Source organism: Ruicaihuangia caeni (genome assembly GCF_029952955.1).
Classification (GTDB): Bacteria; Actinomycetota; Actinomycetes; order Actinomycetales; family Microbacteriaceae; genus Ruicaihuangia; species Ruicaihuangia caeni.
In genome coordinates this window covers 641,548-666,843 of the sequence record NZ_JASATX010000001.1, presented here as the reverse complement: position 1 = coordinate 666,843, position 25,296 = coordinate 641,548, and the positions used below count along the sequence as shown (strand labels likewise).

At 67.7% G+C, this 25,296-nt stretch carries 25 protein-coding genes; 3 read left to right on the top strand and 22 right to left on the bottom strand.

Features of this window, described 5'->3' with window-relative positions; genetic code table 11:
- Positions 1-29: 29 nt before the first annotated feature.
- The 12 genes from QF206_RS03065 to leuA form a co-directional block, all read right to left on the bottom strand.
- Positions 30-164: a hypothetical protein gene (locus QF206_RS03065; protein ID WP_281487722.1), complete on the bottom strand. Its 135-nt coding sequence runs from the start codon at positions 162-164 to the stop codon at positions 30-32.
- Positions 161-892, bottom strand: a complete 732-nt coding sequence (locus tag QF206_RS03060; RefSeq protein WP_281487721.1) for a DsbA family oxidoreductase — start codon at positions 890-892, stop codon at positions 161-163. Before QF206_RS03060 ends, QF206_RS03065 begins: the two co-directional genes overlap by 4 nt.
- 101 nt (positions 893-993) lie before the next feature.
- Positions 994-2,379: a glycine--tRNA ligase gene (locus QF206_RS03055; protein WP_281487720.1), complete on the bottom strand. Its 1,386-nt coding sequence runs from the start codon at positions 2,377-2,379 to the stop codon at positions 994-996.
- 110 nt (positions 2,380-2,489) lie between these two features.
- Positions 2,490-3,620 carry an aminotransferase class V-fold PLP-dependent enzyme gene (locus tag QF206_RS03050; RefSeq protein WP_281487719.1) on the bottom strand — a complete coding sequence of 377 codons (1,131 nt, stop codon included), beginning with the start codon at positions 3,618-3,620 and terminating at the stop codon, positions 2,490-2,492.
- Positions 3,601-4,791 (bottom strand): cysteine desulfurase family protein, encoded by a 1,191-nt coding sequence (locus tag QF206_RS03045; RefSeq protein ID WP_281487718.1) that lies wholly within the window; start codon positions 4,789-4,791, stop codon positions 3,601-3,603. Before QF206_RS03045 ends, QF206_RS03050 begins: the two co-directional genes overlap by 20 nt.
- A 7-nt stretch (positions 4,792-4,798) precedes the next feature.
- Complete coding sequence (gene nadC / locus QF206_RS03040; RefSeq protein ID WP_422785344.1) at positions 4,799-5,737, bottom strand: carboxylating nicotinate-nucleotide diphosphorylase; 939 nt, start codon at positions 5,735-5,737, stop codon at positions 4,799-4,801.
- Positions 5,737-7,401, bottom strand: a complete 1,665-nt coding sequence (gene nadB, locus QF206_RS03035; protein WP_281487717.1) for an L-aspartate oxidase — start codon at positions 7,399-7,401, stop codon at positions 5,737-5,739. The genes nadC and nadB overlap by 1 nt, the downstream gene beginning before the upstream one ends.
- Positions 7,402-7,470: 69 nt before the next feature.
- The gene (gene nadA, locus QF206_RS03030) at positions 7,471-8,733 is read right to left on the bottom strand and encodes a quinolinate synthase NadA (RefSeq protein ID WP_281487716.1); all 1,263 of its coding nucleotides are present in this window, start codon (positions 8,731-8,733) and stop codon (positions 7,471-7,473) included.
- Positions 8,730-9,521, bottom strand: a complete 792-nt coding sequence (locus QF206_RS03025) for an NUDIX hydrolase (RefSeq protein WP_281487715.1) — start codon at positions 9,519-9,521, stop codon at positions 8,730-8,732. The genes nadA and QF206_RS03025 overlap by 4 nt, the downstream gene beginning before the upstream one ends.
- A gap of 129 nt (positions 9,522-9,650) precedes the next feature.
- Positions 9,651-10,448 carry an isoprenyl transferase gene (locus QF206_RS03020; RefSeq protein WP_281487714.1) on the bottom strand — a complete coding sequence of 266 codons (798 nt, stop codon included), beginning with the start codon at positions 10,446-10,448 and terminating at the stop codon, positions 9,651-9,653.
- Positions 10,445-11,206, bottom strand: a complete 762-nt coding sequence (gene recO / locus QF206_RS03015; protein ID WP_281487713.1) for a DNA repair protein RecO — start codon at positions 11,204-11,206, stop codon at positions 10,445-10,447. Before recO ends, QF206_RS03020 begins: the two co-directional genes overlap by 4 nt.
- 109 nt (positions 11,207-11,315) lie before the next feature.
- Positions 11,316-13,082, bottom strand: coding sequence for a 2-isopropylmalate synthase (gene leuA / locus QF206_RS03010; protein WP_281487712.1), 1,767 nt, complete (start codon positions 13,080-13,082; stop codon positions 11,316-11,318).
- Between the two features lie 262 nt (positions 13,083-13,344).
- Here leuA and QF206_RS03005 point away from each other — a divergent pair, with 262 nt between their 5' ends.
- Positions 13,345-14,010, top strand: coding sequence for a hypothetical protein (locus QF206_RS03005; RefSeq protein ID WP_281487711.1), 666 nt, complete (start codon positions 13,345-13,347; stop codon positions 14,008-14,010).
- A 26-nt stretch (positions 14,011-14,036) separates the two neighbouring features.
- Here QF206_RS03005 and era read toward each other — a convergent pair whose 3' ends face one another.
- The 8 genes from era to hrcA are packed head-to-tail and all read right to left on the bottom strand — an operon-like array spanning position 14,037 to position 21,056.
- A complete protein-coding gene (gene era, locus QF206_RS03000) occupies positions 14,037-14,924 on the bottom strand; it encodes a GTPase Era (protein WP_281487710.1) in 888 nt (295 codons plus the stop codon).
- Positions 14,921-16,240 carry a hemolysin family protein gene (locus QF206_RS02995; protein ID WP_281487709.1) on the bottom strand — a complete coding sequence of 440 codons (1,320 nt, stop codon included), beginning with the start codon at positions 16,238-16,240 and terminating at the stop codon, positions 14,921-14,923. Before QF206_RS02995 ends, era begins: the two co-directional genes overlap by 4 nt.
- Entirely contained in the window at positions 16,240-16,701 is a 462-nt protein-coding gene (gene ybeY / locus QF206_RS02990) for an rRNA maturation RNase YbeY (RefSeq protein WP_281487708.1), read from the bottom strand. The genes QF206_RS02995 and ybeY overlap by 1 nt, the downstream gene beginning before the upstream one ends.
- Positions 16,698-17,819 (bottom strand): PhoH family protein, encoded by a 1,122-nt coding sequence (locus QF206_RS02985; protein ID WP_422785343.1) that lies wholly within the window; start codon positions 17,817-17,819, stop codon positions 16,698-16,700. The genes ybeY and QF206_RS02985 overlap by 4 nt, the downstream gene beginning before the upstream one ends.
- On the bottom strand, positions 17,809-18,153 hold the full coding sequence (locus QF206_RS02980) for a histidine triad nucleotide-binding protein (RefSeq protein WP_281487707.1): 345 nt from the start codon (positions 18,151-18,153) through the stop codon (positions 17,809-17,811). The genes QF206_RS02985 and QF206_RS02980 overlap by 11 nt, the downstream gene beginning before the upstream one ends.
- A gap of 51 nt (positions 18,154-18,204) precedes the next feature.
- Positions 18,205-18,927 (bottom strand): 16S rRNA (uracil(1498)-N(3))-methyltransferase, encoded by a 723-nt coding sequence (locus QF206_RS02975; RefSeq protein ID WP_281487706.1) that lies wholly within the window; start codon positions 18,925-18,927, stop codon positions 18,205-18,207.
- A 3-nt stretch (positions 18,928-18,930) separates the two neighbouring features.
- Complete coding sequence (gene dnaJ, locus QF206_RS02970) at positions 18,931-20,028, bottom strand: molecular chaperone DnaJ (RefSeq protein WP_281487705.1); 1,098 nt, start codon at positions 20,026-20,028, stop codon at positions 18,931-18,933.
- Positions 20,028-21,056 (bottom strand): heat-inducible transcriptional repressor HrcA, encoded by a 1,029-nt coding sequence (hrcA, locus tag QF206_RS02965; protein ID WP_281487704.1) that lies wholly within the window; start codon positions 21,054-21,056, stop codon positions 20,028-20,030. Before hrcA ends, dnaJ begins: the two co-directional genes overlap by 1 nt.
- A 317-nt stretch (positions 21,057-21,373) precedes the next feature.
- Here hrcA and QF206_RS02960 point away from each other — a divergent pair, with 317 nt between their 5' ends.
- Together QF206_RS02960 and QF206_RS02955 are read left to right on the top strand one after the other, a co-directional pair.
- Positions 21,374-21,769 carry a DUF4870 domain-containing protein gene (locus QF206_RS02960; RefSeq protein WP_281487703.1) on the top strand — a complete coding sequence of 132 codons (396 nt, stop codon included), beginning with the start codon at positions 21,374-21,376 and terminating at the stop codon, positions 21,767-21,769.
- A gap of 104 nt (positions 21,770-21,873) precedes the next feature.
- Positions 21,874-22,236 (top strand): DUF4870 domain-containing protein, encoded by a 363-nt coding sequence (locus tag QF206_RS02955; protein ID WP_281487702.1) that lies wholly within the window; start codon positions 21,874-21,876, stop codon positions 22,234-22,236.
- A gap of 35 nt (positions 22,237-22,271) precedes the next feature.
- Here QF206_RS02955 and hemW read toward each other — a convergent pair whose 3' ends face one another.
- A complete protein-coding gene (gene hemW / locus QF206_RS02950; protein WP_281487701.1) occupies positions 22,272-23,498 on the bottom strand; it encodes a radical SAM family heme chaperone HemW in 1,227 nt (408 codons plus the stop codon).
- A gap of 2 nt (positions 23,499-23,500) precedes the next feature.
- Entirely contained in the window at positions 23,501-25,294 is a 1,794-nt protein-coding gene (locus QF206_RS02945; protein WP_281487700.1) for a DUF1990 family protein, read from the bottom strand.
- Positions 25,295-25,296: the final 2 nt, after the last annotated feature.

Genomic DNA, 25,296 nt, shown 5'->3' with positions numbered 1-25,296 from the left:
CCACTCGGCGTCAGTGGGTCGTGAAGGTGTCAGTCGGTGACGACAGCATCGATGACGGATGCGGTCGCCTGGGCGTCGTCCGCGTCGCGCATGGGCACGGCGCACACGCCGCCCTCACAAGCAGCCGCGTCGGCAGCGCCCAGCATGGTGAAGCCGCCGCTCATCGGGAAGCCCCGTCCGCTGTCTCCGGTGCTGCTGCGATACCGGTCTTCTCGGCCCGCACCTGGTCGAGCACCTGCTTGAACGTCAGGCTCTCCTGCGCACCCGAGACTCCGTACTTGTCTTCGAAGACGAAGAACGGGACCCCGTTGATGCCGTACTGACGAGCCTGATCGATATCGGCCTGCACGGCCGGCAGATACCGCTCATCGCTCAGCGCCTCGAGCACTTCGGCGCGGTCGAGCCCTACCTCAGCCGCAAGTTCGGCGAGCTCCTCGTCGTGGCCGATGTGACGCCCCTGCTCGAAGTACGCCTTGAGCAGTCGCTCCTTCACCTGTGGCTGCACACCGCGTTCCTTGGCGAGGTGCAGCACCTGGTGGGCCTTCAGCGTCTTGGTGTGCCGGAGCGCATCCCAGTCGTAGTCGAGTCCCTCGGATGCCGCGATGCCGCCGACCCGCTCGAGCATGCCTCGCACCTGGTCGGGCGCCATCCCCTTGTGTCCCGCCAGGAAGTCAACCTCGCTGCCCTCGAAGTCGACCGGCGTATCGGGCGCGAGCTCGAACGAGTGGTACTCGATCTCGACCTCGCCGCCGAACTCCGCGACGGCCTTCTCGAAGCGCCGTTTGCCGATGTAGCACCATGGGCACGCGATATCCGACCAGATGTCGACCTTGATCGGGCCGCTGGAGGCGCTCTGAGGAGTGTTGTCGGGCAAGTGCTGTTGATCGCTCACGATCGCTTCAACCTTCCGACCCCCCTGTGTATTCCGCTGGACGCGCTGGATACCACTGGAGGCATGATCGAGCCGGTGACCCGGCGTTCCCCGAGGCCTGCTCAGGCGCCGACGAGCCGCTCAGCGAGGTAGCCGCGCAGCTTGTCGAGCGACACCCGCTGCTGCTGCATCGTGTCGCGCTCGCGCACTGTGACGGCTTGATCCTCGAGAGTGTCGAAGTCGACGGTGACGCAGAACGGCGTGCCAATCTCGTCTTGGCGACGGTACCGGCGTCCGATGGCGCCCGCGTCGTCGAAGTCGATGTTCCAGAACCCGCGCAGCTCGGCGGCGAGGTTGCGTGCCACCGGCGAGAGCTGCTCGTTGCGCGAGAGCGGCAGCACTGCCGCCTTGACCGGGGCGAGCCTGCGGTCGAGACGAAGCACCGTGCGCTTGTCGACGCCGCCCTTGGTGTTGGGCGCCTCGTCCTCGGCGTACGCATCGACGAGGAAGGCCATCACCGACCTCGTGAGGCCTGCGGCCGGCTCGATCACGTACGGCACCCAGCGCTCCTGCTTGTTCTGGTCGAAGTACGAGAGATCGGTGCCAGAGTGCTGCGAGTGCGTGGTCAGATCGAAGTCGGTGCGGTTCGCGATGCCCTCGAGCTCGCCGAACTCGCTGCCCGAGAAGCCGAAGCGGTACTCGATGTCGACAGTGCGCTTCGCGTAGTGCGACAGCTTCTCCTTCGGGTGCTCGAAGAGGCGCAGGTTGTCGGCGTCGATGCCAAGATCGACGTACCAGTTGAATCGCTGATCGATCCAGTACTGGTGCCATTCCTCATCGGTGCCCGGCTCGACGAAGAACTCCATCTCCATCTGCTCGAACTCGCGTGTGCGGAAGATGAAGTTGCCCGGGGTGATCTCGTTGCGGAAGCTCTTGCCGATCTGACCGATGCCGAACGGCGGGCGCATGCGCGCGGCCGAGAGCACATTCGCGAAGTTGACGAAGATGCCCTGCGCGGTCTCGGGTCGCAGGTAGTGCAGCCCCGCTTCGTCGTCGACGGGGCCGAGGAAGGTCTTGAGCAGGCCTGAGAACTCCTTGGGCTCCGTCCACTTGCCCTTGGTGCCGCAGTTCACGCAGACGATATCGGCGAGCCCGTTCTCCGGCGCCCGGCCCTTCTTCTCCTCGTATTCCTCTTCGAGGTGATCTGCGCGATACCGCTTGTGGCAGTTCAGGCACTCGACGAGCGGATCGCTGAAGACCTCGACGTGGCCGGATGCCTCCCACACGCGACGCGGCAGGATCACCGACGAGTCGAGTCCGACGACGTCTTCACGGCCGGTGACCATGGTGCGCCACCACTGCCGCTTGATGTTCTCCTTGAGCTCGACGCCCAGCGGCCCGTAGTCCCAAGCGGAACGCGACCCGCCGTAGATCTCACCCGCCTGGAACACGAATCCGCGGCGCTTGGCCAGCGAGATGACGGAATCGAGACGAGACGGTGCGGCCACGAAAGAGCTCCCTGGGTCAGCCGAGCTGGGTGCCCGGTCGATCGAATACAAACCACGATCCTACCGGCGCTCGCCTTGCATGAGGATTCCTCGCGATTAGATGCCCCCGACTAGGGGCGCAGGGCATGGACCACTGCCTCCACGTCGTCCTCGGTATTCCAGAGATGAAAGGAGGCGCGCAGTCGGCCTGCTCTGCTTGACACTCGGATGCCAACGGCGATGAGCCGATGCAGATCGTCACCCTCGGCATCCGGCCAGGTCACGATCGCCTGATGCTGTTCGGGCAGTTCGAGCGCCTCGCAGAGGGCGGACCCGAGGCTCGCGGTTCGCTGCCACACCTCGTCGAGGTCGAGACCGGCGAACATTCCGATCGACTGCTCGGCGCCGATCCATGCCTGCCAGGCAGGCGACACATCGAAGCGGTGCGCGTCGGCTGCGAGTTCCACTCGCGGCCAGTAGCAGCTCTCCCACACATCAGCACCCGCGTACCATCCGGCCTGCACCGGTGTGAGCAGGTCGGCGAAGCGCTCGCGAAGCGTCATGAAGGCGACGCCGCGCGGACTGCACAGCCACTTGTAGGCATGGCAGATGGTCGCGTCGAACAGCGCGGCGTCGACCGGCATTACCCCTGCCGCCTGAGTCGTGTCGCACAGCGTGTACGCGCCCATCATGCGCGCGGCGCTCAGGACCGATGGCACGTCGGCGATGGCACCCGTCGCCGATTGCACCAGCGAGAACGCCACGAGCCAGGTGCGGTCGCCGATGGCGTCCGCGAGCGCCTCGAGGGGCACGGCTCTGAGGTGAATATCGCTGCGCATGCTGAACGGGGCGACGAGCGAACTGAAGTCGCCCTGGACGCACAGCACCTCGGCCCCCGGCGGCACGGCCGCTGCGATGACGCTCGCCATGACCGAGGTCTGAGAGCCGATCGCCACTCGGCTGGGCGCCACTCCCACGAGCCTTGCGTAATGCTCGCGCGTGCGTCCTACTGCCTCGTCGTAGCCTTGAGGGTCGCGGTCGGCCCTCGCCCACGCATCGAGATCGCGGCGCATCGCGCTGACGGCGTGTCTCGGAGGAATGCCGATCGACGCGACAGCCAGATAGCCGGCGGTGTCTTCGAACTGAGCGATCGCTGACTCGAGCGACGGGGAGAGCTGCAAGGCCGGCATGTCCCCATCGTGGCGCATCGCATAGCCGTTGGCACCGGCGTCGATCGCACGTTCATTGCGCTCGGGCGACATGCACGCCGATCTCTTGCACCGAAGCGACGGCTTGGTGCAGCAGCGCCGCGGCGCGGTCGAGCTCGCGCTCGGTGGTCTCGGCCGAGAACGTGAAGCGCACAGCGGTGTGGGCGATCTCGGCAGGGATGCCCATCGCGGTGAGCACCGAAGACGGTTCCGTGCTGCCGGCCGCGCACGCGGAGCCGCTGGAGCAGATGACCGCCCTGCGCTCGAGCTCGAGCAGCACCGCCTCGCCCGCGGTCCCCTCGAAGCAGAATGAGGCGTTGTTCGGCAGCCGCTGGGAAGGGTGACCGGTCAGTCGGGCGCCGGGCACTGTGTCGAGCACGGTGCGGATGAACCGGTCGCGCGCGCCCGCCAAGCGCTCCGCGTGCTCGACTCGCTCGGCGGTGGCGAGCCGAAGCGCCATGGCGAGCCCGACCGCGGCTGCCACGTCTTCCGTGCCAGAGCGACGGTCTCGCTGCTGGCCGCCGCCGTGCATCAGCGGCTCCAGGCGGATGCCGCGACGAACGAACAGCAGGCCGGCGCCCCGTGGCGTGCCGAGCTTGTGACCTGCGATGGAGAGGGCGTCGACGCCGAGCTCAGGCATGTGGAGAGGCAGCATCCCGGCGGCCTGGACGGCATCCGTGTGCAGGGGGACGCCAAGACGCCTGGTGATCTCTGCCAGCTCAGCGAGGGGCTGCACGGTGCCGACCTCGTTGTTCGCCAACATCACCGAGACGAGGGTGGTTCCGCGAGTCGCAACCTCGCGCAGCCTCTCGGCATCGACGAGCGCATGCTCATCGACCTCCAGTAGCGCGAGGTCGAACCCGTGCATGCGCTGCAGGTAGCGGGCGCTCTCGAGCACCGCGGGATGCTCGATCGCCGTGGTGACGATCCTGCGCTTGCGCGGAGCGGCGAGCGCGATGCCCTTGATCGCCAGATTGTCTGCCTCTGTGCCGCCCGAGGTGACGATGAGTTCGGAGGGGCGGCAGCCGAGCAGCGCTGCGAGCTCTTCGAGTGCCGCGTCCAGGGCACGACGCGCGCGCTCCCCCACGCCATGACGACTCGCCGGATTGCCGAACACCGAAGTGAGGTACGGCCACATGGCTTCGACGACCTCACGACGTGGAGGTGCGGTCGCGGCGGCATCGAGGTACAGCGGACGAGTCTCCGCATCTCGAAGAGCTGACATCGTGCTCCTAGCCGCGGTCGGCGCCTGGCTCGAGCTCGATGTCGAGCCCGAGGTCGATCGCGGGCGCGCTGTGCGTGAGCGCACCGACCGAGATCACGTCGACGCCCGTGGCGGCGATATCGGCCACGGTCTGAAGGCTCACGCCGCCGCTCGCCTCGACCACCGCTCGTCCGCCGATGAGTGCGACACCGCGTCGCAGTTCGTCGAGCGTGAAGTTATCGAGCATGATCGTGTCGGCACCGCCGGCGAGCACCGGCTGGATCTGATCCAGTCGGTCGACCTCGACTTCGAGGTGCGTCGTGTGTCCGAGACGGGAGCGAGCATCGCGCAGCGCTTCGGTGAGGTCACGACCGCCGGCTGTGAGCACGGCAAGGTGGTTGTCTTTCGCGAGCACGGCGTCCGACAGCGAGTAGCGGTGGTTGTGGCCGCCGCCGCAGCGCACCGCGTGGCGCTCGAGCAGGCGAAGCCCGGGGGTGGTCTTCCGGGTGTCGACGATGCGGGCTGAAGTGCCCGACACCGCCTCCACATACTGAGCGGTGAGCGTCGCGATGCCGCTCATTCGCTGCACGAGGTTGAGCGCGATGCGCTCTGCGCGCAGAATCGCCCGCGCGTCGCCCTCGACCGAGGCGACCGCCATCCCGGCGTCGAAGCGATCACCGTCACGGAGGGCGTGCTCCACGACGGCCAGCGGGTCTGTGGCTCGCATCGTCGAGTCGAACACCTGCATGCCGGCGAGTACCCCGGGCTGTCGCGCGGCGAACACGGCACGAGCGCGAGTGCCCGGCGGGATGAGCGTCTCGCTCGTGATGTCTCCCCACGGAGCGTCTTCCGCGAGGGCCATTCGCACGATGCCCTCCACGGCGTGCGGGTCGAGCGGCTGCAGGTGACGGAGCCCGGCCGACTCGGAGCCGGACGCGCTCGGCATGCTCGTGGTGGTGGTTGTCATCAGGCTGCCTCTTGTGGATTGTCGCGTGGGTGGTCTTGAGGGTCGTTTCGCGGTCGACTGCGCCGCTCTTCTTGCCGTGAGCCGCTCGGGTCGTGTCGCGATCCGTCTGCGGTGGCGGACGCGTCGGTGCGGAAATGCGCCCCCAGCGAGCCCTTCCTCGCCATGGCAGCAGCGGTCATCGCCCGCGCCAGTTGCAGCAGGTTTGCGTCTTCCCGCTCCGCGAAGGAGCTCGGCGCCGGGGGCGCAGTCCATGCCGAGAACAGCTCGGCCGCCGACTCGAGGCCGACGACATTCCGATGAAGGCCGACCAACTCCCACATGGCTCGGCGCAGTGCGAGTCGGTCGACCGGTGTGGCAGCGACGCCGGCCGCTGCATCCCCGAGGCTGTCGTGCGGCGGGAGCGGCGTCGCATTCACGGAGGACGGGCTGCCGTGCGGCCATGGTGCGTCGACGGCCGTGGCAGCGCGGCGTGCGAAGACGAGCGCCTCGAGCAGCGAGTTCGATGCGAGCCGGTTCGCTCCGTGCACTCCCGTGCACGCTGCCTCGCCCACCGCGAAGAGCCCCTGGACGCTCGAGCGCCCGTCGAGGTCGGTGTGCACGCCTCCCATGAGGTAGTGGGCGGCCGGGGTCACGGGCACCGGTTCGGACGTCCAATCGAACCCGTGACGCGCGCATGCGGCGGTGAGCCCAGGGAAGCGTTCGACAAGACGATCAGCACCGATCGATGTGGCATCGAGCATCACCGGCACGTCGGGCTGGCGTCGCTGGCACTCGGCGATCGCGCGGGCGACGACGTCTCGCGGTGCGAGTTCCGCGTCGGGGTGCACCTCCATCATGAAGCGACGTCCCGCGCGATCGAGGAGCACGGCGCCTTCGCCACGCACGGCCTCTGAGATGAGCGGCGTGCCCGGCACCGCGAGGGCAGTGGGGTGGAACTGCATGAACTCCAGGTCGGCGAGGACGGCGCCGGCCCGTGCAGCGGCCGCGATGCCATCCCCCGTCGCCCCAGATGGATTGGTCGTGTGCTCGAACAGCATGCCCGCGCCGCCGGTGGCGATGATCACCGCATCGCCCTCCACAGAGTGCTCACTGCCGTCGGGCACAGCGAGCCGGACGCCGCGGGTACGACCGTTCTCGATCTCGATGTCGACGAGGAAGCGCTCCTCGACGAGTTCGATGTTCCTGGCGCGCACAGCAGCGACCAGGGTCTGCACCATCACGCGGCCGGTCGCGTCGCCGCTCGCATGCAGGATCCGTGGGCGCGAATGCGCGCCTTCCTGCGCCCGCGCTAGATCGTCACCGGCTCCCGAGCCGGTGTCGCCCTCGATGGCACGGTCGAACGGCATTCCGAGCTCGATGAGGCGTCGGATGCTGTCGGCGCCCTCCCGGCAGAGCACCTCGACCGCAGCCGAGTGGCACCCGCCGTCGCCGGCCGCGAGCGTGTCAGCGATGTGCGCCGCCGCACTGTCGTCGTGGCCGAGCGCGACAGCGACCCCTCCCTGGGCGAACCAGGAGTTGCTGTCGCCGATGCGCTGCTTCGTGACGAGGGTGACCCTGTGGTGCGCCGCCGCGGTGAGTGCAGCGGTGAGGCCGGCGACGCCGCTGCCGACCACGATGACGTGCCCCATCTCAAGCACGACCGACGGCGAAGGCGACCACGGCAACGGCCGCGCCGCGAGGAGTGCTGCGTACTGCCCCGGCGCGACCAGCCTGTTCGAAGATCATCCGCGGCATCAGCCTTGGGGCAGCGCGGCGAGCATGCGCTCGAGCGCCAGCCGCGCCGGCTCGGCGACTGATTCTTCCACCGTGATGCGGTTGAGCACCTCGCCCCGTTCGAACGCCTCCATGACCCAGGCGAGGTAGCCGGGGTGAATGCGGTACATGGTCGAGCACGGGCAGATGACGGGGTCGAGGCAGAAGATCCTGTGCTGGGGGAATTCGGCGGCGAGTCGGTTCACGAGGTTGATCTCGGTGCCGATCGCGAACGTCGTTGGCTCGGTCGCGGAGGCCACGGCGCGCCGGATGAAGTCGGTCGAGCCGATCTCATCGGCGGCGTCGACGACGGGCATGGGGCATTCGGGGTGCACGAGCACCCGCACTCCTGGGTACTCGGCGCGCGCCTTTTCGATCTGCTCGACGGTGAAGCGGCGATGCACCGAGCAGAAGCCGTGCCACAGCAGTACCTGCGCGTCGAGCAGTTCCTGGGGCGAGTTGCCGCCCAGCGGGAGCCGAGGGTTCCACATGGGCATGCGCTCCAGCGGCACCCCCATTCGCTTGGCCGTGTTGCGCCCGAGGTGCTGGTCGGGGAAGAACAGCACGCGCTGGCCGCGCTCGAACGCCCACTCGAGCACCGTCGATGCGTTCGAGGAGGTGCAGACGATGCCACCGCGTTCGCCGACGAAGCCTTTGAGCGCGGCCGAGCAGTTCATGTAGGTGACGGGAAGGATCGGCATCCGCCCGCGCTCGTCGGTCTCGGTGCCGTACAACTCCTCGAGCTGCTCCCAGCACTCGGTGACCGAGTCGATGTCGGCCATATCCGCCATGGAGCAACCGGCCGCAAGATTCGGCAGGATGACCGCTTGATCGTCGCGGGTGAGGATGTCGGCGGTCTCGGCCATGAAGTGCACGCCGCAGAAGAAGATCGCCTCGGCGTCCGGCTTCGTGAGCGCCGCGTTCGCCAGCTGGTAGGAATCGCCGATGAAGTCGGCGTGCTCCACGATCTCGTCGCGCTGGTAGTAGTGCCCGAGCACCACGGCGCGGTCTCCGAGCCGCTGCTTCACAGCACGGATGCGCTGGTCGAGCTCCTCGGCGGAGGCGGAGCGGTACTCCTCAGGAAGCTGCCCCTGACGCGGGGAGCCGACCGGGATGACATCCCCCATCGAGGCGCCGGGACCGTAGCCCGGTGCCGGGTCGAAGGTCCAAGTGGGCATCGCGAGCTCGGGCGTGCACGACTCGGCTTCGCCGTCGCGCGTCAGCAGAGTGTCGATCGAGGTCACAGGTTGCTCCTGTCGGTCGGGTCATTGAGAGCTGTCGGATCGGTTGGATCGGGGAGGTCTGCGGAGTCGGCGGCGTGCGGCGGCGGATGCTGCGGGATGTCCGTGAGCGGACCGTTGTCGGTCATGTCGACCGCGTCGTTGTAGCGGTAGAGGCGTGGGGGGCGGTGGCGACCGCCGGTCACCACTGAGTCGGTTGCGACCAGAGCACCCGATGCCTCGACCTGTCGCCGGAAGTTCGCAGGGTCGAGAGGCTTGCGCAGCACGGCCTCGTACACCTGTCGGAGTTCGGAGAGCGTGAACGTCTCACCGAGCATCGCGTGCGCGATGCGGCTGTATTCCATCTTGTTTCGCAGGCGCCAGAGCGCGTACTCGACGATCAGGTTGTGATCGAAGGCGAGGCTCGGGAGGTCATCGGCCGCGAACCACCGCACGTTATCATCGCTCGACGTGTCGGTGACGGCATCTGCGTGCACCAGCGCCCAATAGACGACGGAGACCATCCGCCCGGCGGAGGGAGAACGATCCGGGTCACCGAATGCGTAAAGCTGCTCGAGGTAGCCGGGGCGAAGCCCCGTCGTCTGCTGCAGATTGCGGGCGGCGGCGGCACTGAGGCCCTCCTGCGGCAGAAGAGGGCCACCGGGCAGCGCCCAACGCCCCGCGAAGGGCTCCCGGATGCGGCGGACCAGCGGGAGGTGCAGCGACGGGCGCGCTTGAGGTGCTTCGGCGTGCAGCGCGAAGATCACGGTCGACACCGCGAGCGCGATGTCTTCGCTCTTGCCTGCCGCCATGGAAAGCCTCTCCTGGAGTGTCACGGCAAGCAGTCGGACGCTGCTGGATCGAAGCTGTAAAGGTCACCGTGACCATAAGACATTCTAGAGGACGATCACGGCCGCGGTGAACGCCGGCGCGCGGGCCGCTCAGCTTGCGGTGGGCGCGTCGACGGCGCCACCGAATCTGCGGCTGCGTCCGGTGTAGATGTCGATCGCGTTCCACAGATCGACCCGCGTGAAGTCGGGCCACAGCGTGTCGAGGAACACGAATTCGGCGTATGCGCTCTGCCACAGCATGAAGTTGCTGGTGCGCTGTTCGCCTGAACTCCGCACGAAGAGGTCCACGTCGGGAAGCTCCGGAACGTACAGGTGGCGGGCGATGGTCTGCTCCGTGATGCCGCTCGGTTTGATCCGCCCGGACTGCGCGTCGGCCGCGATCCTTCGAACAGCGTCGACGAGTTCGACCCGCCCGCCGTAGTTGATGCACATGGTCAGCGTGAGCACGTCGTTGCCGGCGGTCAGCCGCTCGGCGTACTCCAGCTCGCTGATCACCGAGCGCCACAGGCGTGGCCGTCGGCCCGCCCACCGGATGCGCACTCCCCAGGCGTTCAACTGGTCGCGTCGGCGGTGCAGCACGGAGCGATTGAACCCCATGAGGAATCGAACCTCATCGGGAGAGCGGCGCCAGTTCTCGGTCGAGAACGCGTACACACTGAGGTGCCTCACACCGGCCTGGATGGCACCCGCCACGACGTCGAGCAGCGCCGACTCGCCCGCCTTGTGCCCCTCGACACGGGTGAGGCCACGGAGATTCGCCCAGCGGCCGTTGCCGTCCATGACGAGGGCGACGTGCTCCGGCACCGCACCGGCCGGGTAGGGAGGAGGAGTCAGGCCCGTCCAGTCGAGGGGGCGGTAGTCCACTGCATCCGGATGCGTCTTCTTCATGCCCCGCTCTCGCTCTGCGCTGGGTCGTGCCGAGCCGCCGGGTCGACGTGCTGGAGTGAGCGCAGCCCGCGCTCGAGGTGGTACTGCGTGTAGGCCGCGATCACGCCGCCCGCCTGGGCGCGCGTGCCCTCGGCCGACGCCTCAGCCGTGACCCAATCGCCGGTGAGCAGCGCGCCGAGCAGGGTGAGCGTCTGCTCATCGAGCCGCGGCGTGCCCGGCGGCGCGACCTCGTCGGCGACGACTCCCCCGAGTTGCACGACGAACGCCCGGTGCGGTCCCGGGGCACCGGTCACCGCGCAATCGACGAAGCTCGGGGCCCAACCTGCGATCGACAGGGCGCGCAGCAGATAGGAATCGAGGATCAGCCCCGGGGGGCGCTCGTGGCGAGACAACGATCGCAGCGCGCCGACGAGGAGCAGATACTGCTGCACACTGCTGTCGGCATCCGAGAGCCGATCAGCGGTCTCGACAATGGCGCATGCTGCGGTGTAGCCGGCATAGTCGGTGGCGATCTCGGCACCGTACGAGGCGAGCGATTCCGCTTGCGTCACGGTGTCGAGCGACCGCCCTTCGTAGAGCTGCACATCGGCCACCATGAAGGGCTCGAGTCGTGCCCCGAACTTCGAGGCGGTGCGGCGAACGCCTTTGGCGACGGCCCGGATCTTGCCGTGACGGCGGCTGAGCATGGTGACGATGCGGTCCGCCTCACCCAGCTTGTGGGTGCGCAGCACGACGGCTTCATCACGATAGAGCGGCACACTCGATTATCGCCCGCCGGCCAGCCTGAGGCCTGTGAACCACTCCGTGCGAGCCGCGTCGCGAGAGCCGAGCGGTCAGCCGAGAACAGCCGCCCGCTCGGCGCCCGCGTCAGGCTGTGGCGAGGACCTTGTGCTCGTGCTCGGCCCGGACCGCCCGGTTGACTCCCGACACGATCGCCTTGAGCGATGCGGTCGAGATGTCGGCGTCGATGCCGACGCCCCAGAGCGTGCGCCCGTTCACGTTGAGCTCGACATACGCGGCCGCGAGAGCGTCACCGCTCGCGCTGAGCGCGTGCTCGACGTAGTCGTAGAGCTGCACGTCGACGCCCTGCGCGCGCATGACCTTCAGGAAGGCCGCGATCGGACCATTGCCCACTCCGGAAGCGGACTCGAGCTCGTCACCCACGCGCAGCTGCACGTCGAGCGAGACCTCGCCCGACAGGTCGCTGGCTGTGCGCGTCGACAGGAGCTCGAAGCGGCCCCACTTCTCGTCGGGGCGCTCGGCGGGAGCCGGCAGGTACTCGTCGCTGAAGATCTCCCAGATCTCCTCGCTCGTGACCTCGCCGCCCTCGGCATCCGTCTTCATCTGCACCACACCGGAGAACTCGATCTGCAGCTTGCGCGGCAGGTCGAGGGCGTGGTCGGCCTTCAGCAGATAGGCGACACCGCCCTTGCCCGATTGCGAGTTCACTCGGATGACGGCCTCATAGGTGCGCCCGACGTCCTTGGGATCGATCGGCAGGTACGGAACCGCCCATACCAAATCGTCGACGGTCACGCCGCGTTCCTCGGCCTCGGCGGCCATGGCCTCGAAGCCCTTCTTGATCGCGTCCTGATGCGATCCACTGAACGCGGTGTACACCAGATCGCCTGCCCAGGGGCTGCGCTCTGGAACACGCAGCTGGGTGCAGTACTCGGCAGTGCGGCGCACCTCGTCGATGTCGCTGAAGTCGATCTCGGGATCGATCCCCTGGGTGAAGAGATTCAGCCCCAGCGCGACCAGGTCGACGTTGCCGGTGCGCTCTCCATTGCCGAACAGGCAGCCCTCGATGCGATCGGCGCCGGCCATGTACCCGAGCTCCGCAGCGGCGACAGCCGTGCCGCGGTCGTTGTGCGGATGCAGCGACAGGATGACGTTCTCACGGTGGTTGAGGTGACGGTTCATCCACTCGATGGAGTCGGCGTAGACGTTTGGGGTCGCCATCTCCACCGTCGCGGGCAGATTGATGATGACCTTGCGCTCGGGCGTCGGCTCGAGCACCTCGAGCACCTGATTGCACACTTCGGCCGCGAACTCGAGCTCGGTGCCGGTGAAGCTCTCGGGCGAGTACTCGTAGAACACCTGAGTCTCAGGGATCGTCTTCTCGTACTCACGGCACAGTCTCGCTCCGTGGAGGGCGATGTCGATGATGCCCTGCTTGTCGGAGCGGAACACGACCTCGCGCTGCAGCACGCTTGTCGAGTTGTACAGGTGCACGACCGCCTGCTTCGCGCCGCGGATCGATTCGTAGGTGCGCTCGATGAGGTGGTCGCGCGACTGCGTGAGGACCTGGATCGTCACATCGTCGGGGATCGCCTGCTCCTCGATGAGGGAGCGCACGAAGTCGAAGTCGGTCTGGCTCGCCGAGGGGAATCCGACCTCGATCTCCTTGTAGCCCATGCGCACGAGCAGGTCGAACATGATGCGCTTGCGCTCGGGGCTCATCGGATCGATCAGCGCCTGGTTGCCATCGCGCAGATCGACGGCGCACCAACGCGGCGCCTTCTCGATGCGCTTCGACGGCCATGTGCGATCCGGCAGATCGACCACGATCTGCTCGTGGAACGGGCGGTACTTGTGCACCGGCATGCCTGAGGGCTGCTGGGTGTTCTTCATCGGTCTCTATCTCCTCAAGTCGTGTGTGTCAGCCATCGACGAACTCCGCGACGAGGGAGGCCTTGAATCAAGACTCGTCGCGGCAGCTAAGGAGGAGCAGACCGTGCACCCATCGAGCGTAACACCCGTGACCGCGCATGCGAAGACGAAGCGAACAGGATGCGGGGTGAGGATGCTCGGTGGCCGCGCTCGGTGGTGCGACGTGCAAGACGCGCAGAACGTTGGGTAGCGGTACGCCGTCACGATCGCGCACACTCGTGCCATGAATGATGGCGCAGCTCTTCCCCGTTGGCGCGGCGCGCTCGTCGCCGTCGGCGCACTCGCCCTTGCTCTGGGCATGACTGGATGCCTCGGCGCCTCCGCCCCCGGAGGCCCCGCAGCCGACGGTGGCACGCCGTCGGGTCCGCCCGCGACGATTCCCGCAGCAGATGGTGAGGTGATGGGGCAAGGCACTGTGCTGCAACGCGATGGCGAGACCGCCATGCTCTGCCTCGGCGCCGTCATGGAGTCGTATCCTCCGCAGTGCTCCGGTCCGGAGATCGCCGGCTGGGACTGGTCGAGCGTCGAGGGTGCCGAGAGCGCCTCGGGGGTCACCTGGGGCGCGTACGCCGTGCAGGGCACGTGGGACGGCGTGACGTTCACGTCGACTGCCGAACCGATCATGCTCGCGCTGTACGACCCGATGGTGGAGCCCGATCCCTTCCTCGACCCGGCCAACACGGGGGCATCGAGCGACGATGAGCTCGCCGCGGTCCAGGCCGAGCTCGACAACGCTGAACTCAGCGGACTGCTGAGCTCGTGGCCCCAGAACGGCTACCTGTTCGTGCACGTGGTGTACGACGACGGGTCGCTGCAGCAGTGGGTCGACGGCGCGTACGGCGCGGATGTCGTGCAGGTGCGTTCGGCGCTTCGACCGATCGCAGGATAGCCCGCCGCCGCGTCCGCGGCATCCGGTCAGAAGCCGAGGCGCCCGAGCTGCTTGGGGTCCCTCTGCCAGTCCTTTGCGAGCTTGACGCGGATGCTGAGGTAGACCTGCTGCCCGACGAGCGGCTCGATCTCGGCCCTCGCCCGGGCGCCGATCTGCTGGAGCCGCTGGCCACCCTTGCCGATGATGATGCCCTTCTGGCTCTCACGCTCGACGAACAGGTTGATGTAGACCTCGGTGAGCGCCTTGTCGTCGCGTCGCACGATGTCGTCCACGGTCACCGCGACCGAATGCGGGAGTTCCTCGCTGACCCCTTCGAGGGCTGCCTCGCGCACCAGCTCGGCGATGCGATCCTCCAACTGCTCGTCGGTCACCGCGTCGTCCGGGTAGAGCTGCGGCGATTCCGGCATCAACGCGATCAACTCGCTCACCACCACATCGAGTTGCTCGCCCGTGAGCGCCGAGACGGGGATGATCGCTGACCAGTCGCGCAGCGCGTCGACCGCGAGCAGTTGCGCCGCGACCGCCGCCCGGTCAGTCGTATCGACCTTTGTCACGAGAGCGACCTTCTTGGCCTTCGGGTACGCGTCGAGCTGGTCGTTGATGTAGCGGTCGCCGGGGCCGATCTTCTCCCCCGCCGGAACGCAGAAGCCGATGACGTCCACTTCGCCGAGCGTGGTCTGAACCACATCGTTGAGCCGCTCGCCGAGGAGCGTTCGAGGCCGATGGACCCCGGGAGTGTCGACGATGATCAGCTGCCCCTCCGGACGGTGCACGATGCCGCGGATCGCGCGGCGCGTGGTCTGGGGCTTCGAGCTCGTGATCGCGATCTTCTCTCCGACGAGAGCATTGGTCAGCGTCGACTTGCCGACGTTCGGACGGCCGACAAACGTGACAAAGCCCGCGCGATGGGTCATTCCCGTTCCTCCTCGAGTGACGACAGGCGCTCCGGCGCGAAGGCCGCTTGAGCGTCGATGAGCGCCTGGTCGCGCTCGACACGCACGGTGACAAGCGTCTTGCGCCGTCCCTCGGTGCGGTCGGCGGTCAGCACCAGACCGTTGGTGGTGGCGACAGAGCCCGCTACGGGCAACCGCCCGAGCGTCTTGGTGAGCAGACCGCCGACCGTATCGACGTCATCGTCATCGAGGTCCAAGCCGAACAGGTCTCCGAGCTCATCGATGGGCAGTCGGGCGCTCACCCGGTATGCGCCGCCCTCGAGCTCGGTGATCTCGGCGACCGTGCGGTCGTACTCGTCGGCGATGTCGCCCACCAGTTCCTCGATGAGGTCCTCGAGCGTGACGAGCCCAGCGATCCCGCCGTACTCGTCGACCACGAGCGCGAGATGGTTGCTCTCGAGCTGCATCTGGCGCAGTGCCGCGTCAGCGGGCTTCGATTCGGGCATGAAGAGCGCAGGTCTGAGCAGGTCGGCTGCGGTGACGCCCTCGTGGTCGCGCGGCTGCTCGTAGGCGAGCCGGGCGGCATCCCGAAGGTAGAGCACTCCGAGCACTTCGTCGGCGTCCTTGCCGACGACCGGGATGCGAGAGACGCCCTTGCCGAGGAACACGCTCATCGCGCTGATCACAGGGGTGTCGGCCTCGATCGTGACCATGTCGGTTCGCGGGATCATGACCTCGCGCACAAGCGTCTCGCTGAACTCGAACACCGAGTGGATGAGGGCCCGGTCGTCCTCTTCGAGCACGTCGAGCTCGGTCGCCTCGTCGACCATGCTCAGCAGTTGCTCCTCCGTGGAGAACTGCACGGTACGAGGCCTGCCAGGCGTGACCCGATCGCCGAGCAGCACGAGCACGCGGGCCAATGGCCCGGTGAGCACGCGGATGCCGCGCACCAGCGCCGCTGTGCGACGCACCAGTGCGCGCGGGTGGTCGCGACCGACGCTGCGAGGGCTCGACCCGACGAGCACGAACGACACAGCCGTCATGATGAGGGCCGCGACGAGGAGCACCAGCCACCATGGCTGGAACAACTGGGCGAGCGCGAGCGTGACGAGCACTGCAGCAGTCGTCTCAGCGACGACACGGGTGAAGTTCACCGCATTGACGTGGGCCCCGGCATCGCGCGCAATGGCCTCGATCGACTTTCGAGCCCGCGAGTGCGCTGCGACCTCCTGGAGGTCGTTACGGCTCAAGACCGACAGGGCCGCGTCGACGGCGGCCATGAGTCCACCGAGTGCGACGAGCAGCGCGGCGATGCCGAGGAGCAGTGCGGGCATCATCACCTTCGCCGTTCGGCCAGAGCGAAGCCGACCAGCAGATCGCGCTGCAGGCCGAACATCTCCTTCTCCTCATCGGGTTCGGCGTGGTCGAATCCCAGCAGATGCAGCAGGCCGTGCACGGTGAGCATGAGCATCTCGTCGAGCATGCTGTGGCCGGCCGCTTCGGCCTGCGCCTTGGCCACCTGCGGGCACACCACGATGTCGCCGAGCAGCCCGGGCGGAGTGACCATGTCTTCGGTGCCGGGGCGCAACTCGTCCATGGGAAAGCTCAGCACGTCGGTCGGGCCCGGCTCGTCCATCCACTGCACGTGCAATTGCTCCATGGCGCCCTCGTCGACGAGGACGATCGCGACCTCGGCGTCGGGGTGCACGTGCAACTGGTCGAGCGAGTAGGCGACGACACGCTGAAGGGCGCCCTCGTCGAACTCCACCGACGATTCGTTGTTCACTTCGATGCTCATCGGTGACCTCCACGGGAGTCGTCGCGGTTGTACTGGCGATCTCGCTGCTGGCCCCCGCGCTGCTGGCGATCGCGCGGCTGCCGTCCGGGATGCTGAGGCTCTCGCATCCCCTGCTCGCGCTCGAAGCGCTGCGCTTGCTGCCCCGCGTCGTACTTGGTGTACGCGTCGACGATGCGCCCCACCAGGGTGTGGCGCACCACATCATCGCTGGTGAGGCGAGCGAAGTGGATGTCGTCGATGTCGCCCAGGATCTTCGTCACCAACTGCAGCCCGCTCGCGCCGGTGGGGAGGTCGACCTGGGTGATGTCGCCGGTGACGACCATGCGAGAGCCGAACCCGAGGCGCGTGAGGAACATCTTCATCTGCTCGGGCGTCGTGTTCTGCGCCTCATCGAGCACCACGAAGGAATCGTTGAGCGTGCGGCCGCGCATATACGCGAGCGGCGCCACCTCGACCGTTCCGGTTGCGAGCAACTTCGGCACGAGTTCCGGATCCATCATCTCGTTGAGCGCATCGTAGAGCGGCCTCAGGTATGGGTCGATCTTGTCGGTCAGCGTGCCCGGCAGGAAGCCCAGCCTCTCGCCGGCCTCCACCGCGGGCCGCGTGAGGATGATGCGGTCGACCTCTTTGCGCTGCAGCGCCTGCACCGCCTTGGCCATCGCCAAGTAGGTCTTCCCCGTACCGGCCGGGCCGATGCCGAAGACGATGGTGTTGAGATCGATCGCGTCGACATAGGCCTTCTGGCCCAGCGTCTTCGGGCGGATGCTGCGGCCCCGCGTCGTGATGATCGCCTGCCCGAACAGGTCTGCAGGGCTGCCCTCGCCTCGGTTCAGCACGCGAGCAGAGCTCGCGACATCCGAAGGATCGAGGTCGACGCCCTCCTGCACGAGCCGAACCAGCTCGCTCACGAGGCGCCGCGCTCCAGCGACTTGCGCGGGATCGCCGTCGAGCGTGATCTCATTGCCGCGAACATGCAGCCGGACGTCCGGGTACTCGCGCTCGAGCGTGGTCAGCAGACGATCCTGCGGGCCGAGCAGCCGCACCATGGCGACGCCGTCGATGGTGATCGCCTCGTGTGCCGGGCTCGGTTGACGCCCGGTCTCTTCGCTATCCGGCAAGGGATCCTTCCTCGAGGCCGCCGCCGAGTACGTGCGCGTGCACGTGGAAGACGGTCTGGCCAGCGCGTTCGCCCGTGTTGAATACGAGACGGTACTGCCCGTCCATGTGCTCGTCCGCGACCGCCTGCGCTGTGGTGACGAGCTCCGCGAGCAGATCCGCGTCGCCCGTGGCGAGCTCGGTCACGTTCGCGTACTCCTCGGTCTTCGGCACGACGAGGATATGCACGGGCGCCTTGGGGGCGATGTCGCGAAAGGCGATGAAACGGTCGTTCTCGAGCACGATGTCAGCGGGCAGTTCGCGGGCGACGATGCGGGAGAAGATCGAGGCGGTCATGCTCTCATCTTAAGCCGCGCGCCGTGGCGGACACGGCCGAGATCACCGAGGTCACCATCGCCCCAGGCGTCCGCTCAGCGCTGCGATCGCCGCCGGTCCTGCGGTCGAAGTGCGAAGCACATGCCGTCCGAGCCGTGCGAACTCGGCGCCGGCCTCGGCCAGCGTGCGGAGCTCATCAGGGCTGATTCCGCCTTCAGGGCCCACCACGAGCGCGAGATCGCGACCGTCGGGCTGGACGTCGTCGATCGATGCGGATGCCGTGGGCTCGAGCACCACCAGGCGCTCGGTGCGCCGACTCACGGCGCGGGTGTCGTGCACCGGGTGGATCTCAGGAACCCACGCGCGAAGCGACTGCTTGCTCGCCTCACGCGCGATCGTTCGCCAGCGCGTGACGCCCTTCTCTGCCTTTGGCCCCGCCCAGCGGCTGATCGACCGGGCCGCCTGCCATGGGATGACCGCGTCGACGCCGAGTTCGGTCGCCGCCTGCACAGCCAGTTCGTCACGGTCGCCCTTGGCGAGCGCCTGCACGAGCAGCAGCTTCGGAGCCGGGGCGGGCTCCACGACGACCTCGTCGACCTCGAGCAGCAGCGAAGCGGCATCCGCCTGCATCACCGCACCATGCGCGATGAGACCACGACCGTTGCCGATCTGCAAACGCTCACCGACGCGCACCCGACCGACTGTGACCGCATGACGAGCCTCGGCACCGGTTATCGCAACGTGATCGCCGACGGCAGCGGTGTCGAGCGACTCCGAGAGGTAGAGGTGCGCCACGGCTCAGAGGTTGAGGAAGCGGTCGCGCAGCTTGGCGAAGAGCCCCTGCTGGAAGTGGGCCAACTGGGGCGGGTCGTCCTTGCGCTTGGCTGCGAACTGCTTGATGAGCTCTTCTTCCTTGCGGCTGAGCTTCGTGGGGGTGACGACGTGCACGCCGATGCGGAGGTCGCCGCGGCCAGCGCCTCGGAGTCGGGTGATGCCACGGTCTTTCACTGTGATCACCTCGCCGCTCTGAGTGCCGGGCTTCAGCTCGACGTCCACCGGCCCGTCGAGGCTATTGAGGGTGACGTGCTTGCCCAGGATGGCATCAGCCATGTGCACTTGCAGCGTCGCGAGCAGATCATCGCCGTTGCGGCTGAAGACGTCGTGGTGACGCACCTTGATCTCGAGGTACAGGTCGCCGGCGGGGCCTCCCGCTTGACCGACCTCGCCCTGGCCCGGCAGCTGGATGCGAAGTCCGGTGTCGACGCCGGCTGGGATGTCGACGGGAATGGTGCGACGGGCGCGCACCCGGCCCTGTCCGGCGCACGTGGGGCACGGGTCGGTGATGATCGTGCCGTAGCCGCGGCAGCTGCCGCACGGGTTCGACGTGACGACGTTGCCGAGGAGGCTTCGCACGGTGCGCTGGATGCTACCCGTGCCGTGGCAGATGTCGCAGGTGACCGGCGAGGTGCCCGGTGCGCAGCAGCTGCCGGCGCAGGTATCGCAGAGGACGGCCGTGTCGACCTCGAGATCGCGCTTCGTGCCGAACACGACCTCGTCGAGGTCGACTTCGACGCGGAGCAGCGCGTCTTGTCCGCGCTCGCGGCGGGATCGCGGACCGCGAGCGCCCGCTGCTGCTCCCCCGAAGAACGTTTCGAAGATGTCGCCGAAGCCGCCGAAACCGCCGAACCCCTGTTGCGGGCCGGCGTCGTACTGCTGGCGCTGCTGCGGGTCGCTGAGCACGTCATACGCGTGCGTCACCAGCTTGAACCGCTCGGCCGCGTCGGCGCTCGGATTCACGTCGGGGTGCAATTCACGTGCCAGTCGCCGATAGGCCCGCTTGATGTCGTCCGCGGATGCGTTCCGGTCGACGCCGAGCACGTCGTAATGATCTGCCACTACCTGGTTTCCTCACCGAGCAGCCGCGAGAGGTAGCGGGCGACCGCCCGCACAGCTGCCATGTTGTTCGAATAGTCCATGCGAGTCGGACCGAGTACCCCGAGCCGCGCACTCGACGCCCCCGAGGCCTGATACCCGCTGCTGAGCACCGAGGCATCCGAAAGGCCGAATTCGGCGTTCTCGCGTCCGATGCTGACAGCGACCGCGTTGGGGTCGAGTTCCATCTCGTGGAAGAGCTTCAGCAAGGTGACCTGCTCCTCGATCGCGTCGAGCACCGGGTAGAGGTTACCCGCGAAGTCGTGCTCGGTGCGCAACAGGTTCGCCGCGCCCGACATGACGAGCCGATCCTGCCGGCCGGCAGTGAGTTGCTCACCGATCGCCGACGCGACGGCGCTGACGAGGGCCGCGCGCTCAGGCGTGAAGCGCCCGCCGATGGATGCCAGCTCGGCCTGGGCGTCTGCGAACGACTGACCGGCGAGAGCGGCGTTGAACTTCGCGCGCAGCTCCCCCAGCAGAACCTCATCGACACCGTCGCCGTGCTCGATCACGCGCTGATCGACTCGTCCGCTATCGGTGATGAGCACCGCGAGCAGCCTCGTGGTGCCCATCGGCACCAGTTCGACGTGCTGAACCCGGCGGCCGCCGAAGCTCGGGTACTGCAGGAGGGCGATCTGATTGGTGAGCTGACTGAGCAATCTGACCGCACGGCCCAGCACGTCATCGAGGTCATTCGACGCCCCGAGGAACGTCTCGATCGCGGCGCGTTGCGCTGCGGAGAGCGGCTTGAGATCGGCGAGTTGATCGACGAAGAGCCTGTAGCCCTTATCGGTGGGCACGCGCCCCGATGAGGTGTGGGGAGCGGCGATGAGCTCTTCATCTTCGAGCATCGCCATGTCGTTGCGGATCGTCGCCGCCGAGACGCCGAAGTTGTGCCGCTCGACGATGGACTTCGATCCGACGGGTTCGCGCGATGCGACATAGTCCTGCACGATCACCCGAAGCACTTCGAGCCCGCGTTCCGAGACCATGGTTCACCGCCTTCCGCTTGGTGCTGCGATTGCCGTCGCGCTGCCGCTTGCGACACGGCTGGCACTCCAGCAGCACGACTGCCAATTCTAACGCGCTCCGCCCGATTCGACCTGTGGCTGGGATCGGGTCGTCGCCGTGTCGCCGGTTGACCCCCGAGCCCGCCCTGCTGCGCCCCGAACGCGGGCGGCGCCAGGCGGCGTGTTCGTTGTGCCACGACGGACCCAAGCGATAATTTGTCGCCATCGGCCCGATGTCCGTGCCGGTCGAACCGGGGTGCCCGCACCGCGGCGAAGCGATCGTTACTGAAAGGCTCACCATGACTGATCCGAACGCATACCCGGCCGCTCCGCAGCCGGCCGCTCCGCTGACAGAGTCAGAGGACCGCCAATGGGCATCGTTCGCTCACCTCGGCGGCATCCTGAGCTTCCTGCCCGCGCTCATCATCTACCTGGTCTTCAAGGATCGAGGCGCGTTCACCAGGCAGGAGAGCAAGGAGGCTCTGAACTTCCAGATCACGCTCGTGATCGCCTACGTCGCGATCTGGGTTCTCACTGCCATCATCACTGTGGTCACGTTCGGGCTCGGCGCCTTCTTCGGGCTGCTCACCTGGCTCGTGTGGATCGCGGGCGTCGTCTTCTCGATCCTCGGGTTCGTCTCGGCGAAGGACGGCAAGGCGTACCGCTACCCGGTGAACATCCGCTTCATCAAGTGAGCGTCGTGAGCGAAAGCAGCAGTCGACGCTGATCGCTGCGTAGAACGCACGACGCGCGGGATGCCGGGTAGAGAATTGCCCGGCATCCCCCATTTAATGGAGCCATGACCAACGAATTCCAGCAGCCTCAGCCACTCTCGCCCGCCGACGAGAAGCTCTGGGCCACGCTGGTTCACCTGGGTGGCATCTTCTTCGGCTTCGTACCGGCCCTCATCGGCTACCTCGTGCTCCGCGACCGCGGGCCGTTCGTGCGGGAGCACACGCGTCAGGCGCTCAACTTCCAGATCTCGCTCGCGATCTACGCGGCCGGTCTCTTCGTGCTGACGCTCATCACGCTCGGGATCGGCGGGCTGCTCTTCATCCCCTTCGGCATTGCGGCGCTGGTGCTGATGGTCATCGCAGCGGTCGCCGCCAACAAGGGCGAGTGGTACAAGTACCCCCTCACCATCGAGTTCATCAAGCAGTGAGCGTCAGCACGGTGGGGTTCAGTCCGGGCGCTGCTTCAGTCTGAGAGCAGCGCCCGCACCACCGCATCCGCAAGCAGCCTGCCGCGAAGCGTCAGCACGATCGACCCCTGAAAGGCCGCGCGGGCGTCGATGAGTTCATCGGCGATGAGCGAGGCGACGCTCGTGCGCGCGGCTGCCGTGAGCATCGCGCTCGGCACTCCTTCACGAAGCCGCGACCGCAGCAGTACCTCCTCGACGCGCCGCGTCTCGTCATCGAGTGTCTCGCGGCCCACAGCCGGCGATTCGCCCGCCGCCAGTCGCTGCGCGTATGCCGCAGGGTGCTTGGCGTTCCACCAGCGGACACCGCCGACGTGGCTGTGAGCCCCTGGACCGATACCCCACCAGTCCTGGCCACGCCAGTACGAGAGGTTGTGCCGTGACCGTGAGCTCTCGTCGCGTGACCAGTTGCTCAGCTCATACCACGCGTACCCCGCAGCAGCGAGGGCGGTGTCGGCGAGCTCGTACATCTCCGCTTGCAGGTCGTCCGAGGGCGACGCGACCTCGCCCCTTCTGATCTGCCGTGCGAGTCGGGTGCCGTCTTCCACGATGAGCGCGTAGGCGGAGATGTGGTCGGGCGCCTGCTCGATCGCGGCGTCGAGCGAACGCTTCCAGTCATCGATCGACTCGCCGGGGGTGCCGTAGATGAGATCGAGGCTCACTTGCAGCCCGGCGGCGCGAGCGGCCGCGACGACCTCTGGGATGCGGGCGGGATCGTGCGTTCTGTCGAGTGTCGCGAGCACGTGCGGCACCGCCGACTGCATGCCGAACGAGACGCGCGTGAAGCCTGCGTCGCGCAACTCGTGCAGATAGCGCTCGTCGACCGAGTCCGGATTGGCCTCGGTCGTGACCTCGGCACCGGGTGCGAGGCCGAATCGCTCGTCGACGGCCTTGAGCAGGCCTGCCAGCTGTGCGGCGGGGAGCATGGTGGGGGTTCCACCGCCGAAGAACACGGTGGATGCAGGGCGCCGCTGCACTCGGGCCTCGTGGAGCACTCGTGAGGCCAGGGCCAACTCGCCGACCGCTTGCGATGCGTAGTCTTCGCGCCGTGCACCCCGGAGTTCCTCCGCGGTGTACGTGTTGAAATCGCAATAGCCACAGCGCACCCGGCAGAAGGGCACGTGCACGTAGACGCCGAAGTCGCGTTGCTCCGCTCCTGCGGCGACAGAGGCGGGCAGTGCGCCGTCACGCGGTGCTGGATCGGCGAGCGGAAGAGCGCTCGGCATGGTCACTGGTCTTTCGGGTCGGACGCCGGGCCGGATGCCGAGTCGGAGCCCTCGTCGCCAGCGTTCGCGGCAGCATCCGCCGATTGGTCGGATTCGGCGGCGTCGGTCTCGGCGGTCCTCTGAACCGGCTGATCGCCCGGAGCGGCGGTGGCCCCTCCACCGCTCCGAAGGCCGGCGTTGCGGAGCAGCCCAAGTGTTGGCAGTCCGTCGAGAAGCGGCCGATCGAGCGGCCGGCCGAGCAGGCTGATTCCACCGGTGAGCGGTGAGCCCGTGCGGGGCGCGTCGCCGGATACCTGGTGCTCGGCCTCTGCCGTGGTCTCGGCGGTATTGGCGGTCTCAGCGCTGAAAGGTTCGGCTGCAGCGGCCTCGCGAGTGGCTGCAAGTGCGGCCGCTGCGTCTGCGGCTTCTGGGCCTGGCTCAGGCTGGGGCTCTATTGCGGGCTCCTCCGCGGGCTGCCGCTCAGAATACGGCACCGACTCCGACACCGACACCGACTCCGGCTCCTGCTCCGCAAACTCCGACTCAGCAGGCTCAGGCTCGACGAGCGGCTCGCTCGTCGACTCAGCGAGCGCCACCGGCTCAGCCACGGGCGCAGCAGGCTCGGTCACCGGCTCAGTGAGCACGACCTCCGGCTGAACGACCTCCGCCTCCGCGTGCTCGGCATCCACCGAACCCACAGGCTCGTCTACCGGTTCGATGTCGCGCACCACCACCGGCTCGAACGGAGCTTCGATGGCCGACGGCACGGCGTCGTGCAGCTCGTCGTCTGCGCGGTCGACCATCGGCGCTGCGTCGAAGACGATCGCCGTGAAGTCATCCGTCACGCCGGAAGCAGCGAGCGATTGCGGCTCGATCTCAGGCTCGGCCGGCGGCGACTCCACGAGCACCGGCTCGGGCTCCACCACATCGCCTCGCCGCTCCGCTTCGACCCTCGCGACCTCTGGCTCGGCCGAGTCGAACGGAAGCTCCGAGTATGGAGAAGGCGCCTGCTCGAGTTCCGCTTCCCCGAGACCGGCACCGACACCGGCACCGGCGTCGAGCGACGACGCTGCTGCCACCTCCCGCTCGCCGACGGCCTCTGCGACAGGCGCCTGGGCCGGTGTGCCCTCGGCGCCCTGCTCCGGCTCCGCGGCCTGCACCGCGGCATCCGTCGCCGCCTGCAATGCCCTCAAGTACCGGGCGATGTACCGCTTTCGCAGCAGCGCGATCAGCGGGTAGAACGGCCGCCAGAGCGCACTGCCGGGGCGCCAGAACATTCGCAGGTGAATCCACACCGCGCCGTCTTCACCCTGCTCGATGACGAAACTCTCTTCGCCGGAGAGCGGATGGCCCCGCATGGTGCCGGTTGCGAACCCTTTGCGGTTGGGCTCGTCGATCAGGAAGACCACGCGGGTCGGCAATGAGAACGGGATGCCGAGCACCGGCACGACCAGCGTCGCGGTGGTGCCAGCCACCAGCAGCGGCTCACCCTCTGCCGAGTACTCGACCTCATGGCGCATCGCGCGTTCGCTCGGCGGGATGGGAGCCCCGTCGGCGTCGAAGCTCACCGGCACGTACGAGGTCTCATCGCGCGGAGGCACATCGAGCACTCGCACGCGGATGCCGCTGCGCTGCTGGATCTGCCAGGTCAGCGCCTGCTCGACGGCCGCCCTGAAGCGCTGCTCACCGTGCCCGATGCGAGTGCGGAACTCGGCAGCGTGGAAGCCCTTCGGAGGGTAGGCGAGGAGGTCAGGCGCCTGCGAGGCGCCGATGGCGCCGTAGCTGACGTTCGAGACCTGCCAGGTGGAGCGGGGCACGC

What these genes read in the sequence shown, in the direction of transcription:
- QF206_RS03065 (WP_281487722.1), bottom strand. Translation starts at nt 164, where the DNA reads ATGAGCGGCGGCTTCACCATGCTGGGCGCTGCCGACGCGGCTGCTTGT.
- QF206_RS03050 (WP_281487719.1), bottom strand. Translation starts at nt 3,620, where the DNA reads ATGTCGCCCGAGCGCAATGAACGTGCGATCGACGCCGGTGCCAACGGC.
- QF206_RS03045 (WP_281487718.1), bottom strand. Translation starts at nt 4,791, where the DNA reads ATGTCAGCTCTTCGAGATGCGGAGACTCGTCCGCTGTACCTCGATGCC.
- nadC (WP_422785344.1), bottom strand. Translation starts at nt 5,737, where the DNA reads ATGACAACCACCACCACGAGCATGCCGAGCGCGTCCGGCTCCGAGTCG.
- QF206_RS03025 (WP_281487715.1), bottom strand. Translation starts at nt 9,521, where the DNA reads ATGGCGGCAGGCAAGAGCGAAGACATCGCGCTCGCGGTGTCGACCGTG.
- QF206_RS03020 (WP_281487714.1), bottom strand. Translation starts at nt 10,448, where the DNA reads ATGAAGAAGACGCATCCGGATGCAGTGGACTACCGCCCCCTCGACTGG.
- leuA (WP_281487712.1), bottom strand. Translation starts at nt 13,082, where the DNA reads ATGAAGAACACCCAGCAGCCCTCAGGCATGCCGGTGCACAAGTACCGC.
- QF206_RS03005 (WP_281487711.1), top strand. Translation starts at nt 13,345, where the DNA reads ATGAATGATGGCGCAGCTCTTCCCCGTTGGCGCGGCGCGCTCGTCGCC.
- era (WP_281487710.1), bottom strand. Translation starts at nt 14,924, where the DNA reads ATGACCCATCGCGCGGGCTTTGTCACGTTTGTCGGCCGTCCGAACGTC.
- QF206_RS02995 (WP_281487709.1), bottom strand. Translation starts at nt 16,240, where the DNA reads ATGATGCCCGCACTGCTCCTCGGCATCGCCGCGCTGCTCGTCGCACTC.
- ybeY (WP_281487708.1), bottom strand. Translation starts at nt 16,701, where the DNA reads ATGAGCATCGAAGTGAACAACGAATCGTCGGTGGAGTTCGACGAGGGC.
- QF206_RS02980 (WP_281487707.1), bottom strand. Translation starts at nt 18,153, where the DNA reads ATGACCGCCTCGATCTTCTCCCGCATCGTCGCCCGCGAACTGCCCGCT.
- hrcA (WP_281487704.1), bottom strand. Translation starts at nt 21,056, where the DNA reads ATGGTCTCGGAACGCGGGCTCGAAGTGCTTCGGGTGATCGTGCAGGAC.
- QF206_RS02960 (WP_281487703.1), top strand. Translation starts at nt 21,374, where the DNA reads ATGACTGATCCGAACGCATACCCGGCCGCTCCGCAGCCGGCCGCTCCG.
- QF206_RS02955 (WP_281487702.1), top strand. Translation starts at nt 21,874, where the DNA reads ATGACCAACGAATTCCAGCAGCCTCAGCCACTCTCGCCCGCCGACGAG.
- hemW (WP_281487701.1), bottom strand. Translation starts at nt 23,498, where the DNA reads ATGCCGAGCGCTCTTCCGCTCGCCGATCCAGCACCGCGTGACGGCGCA.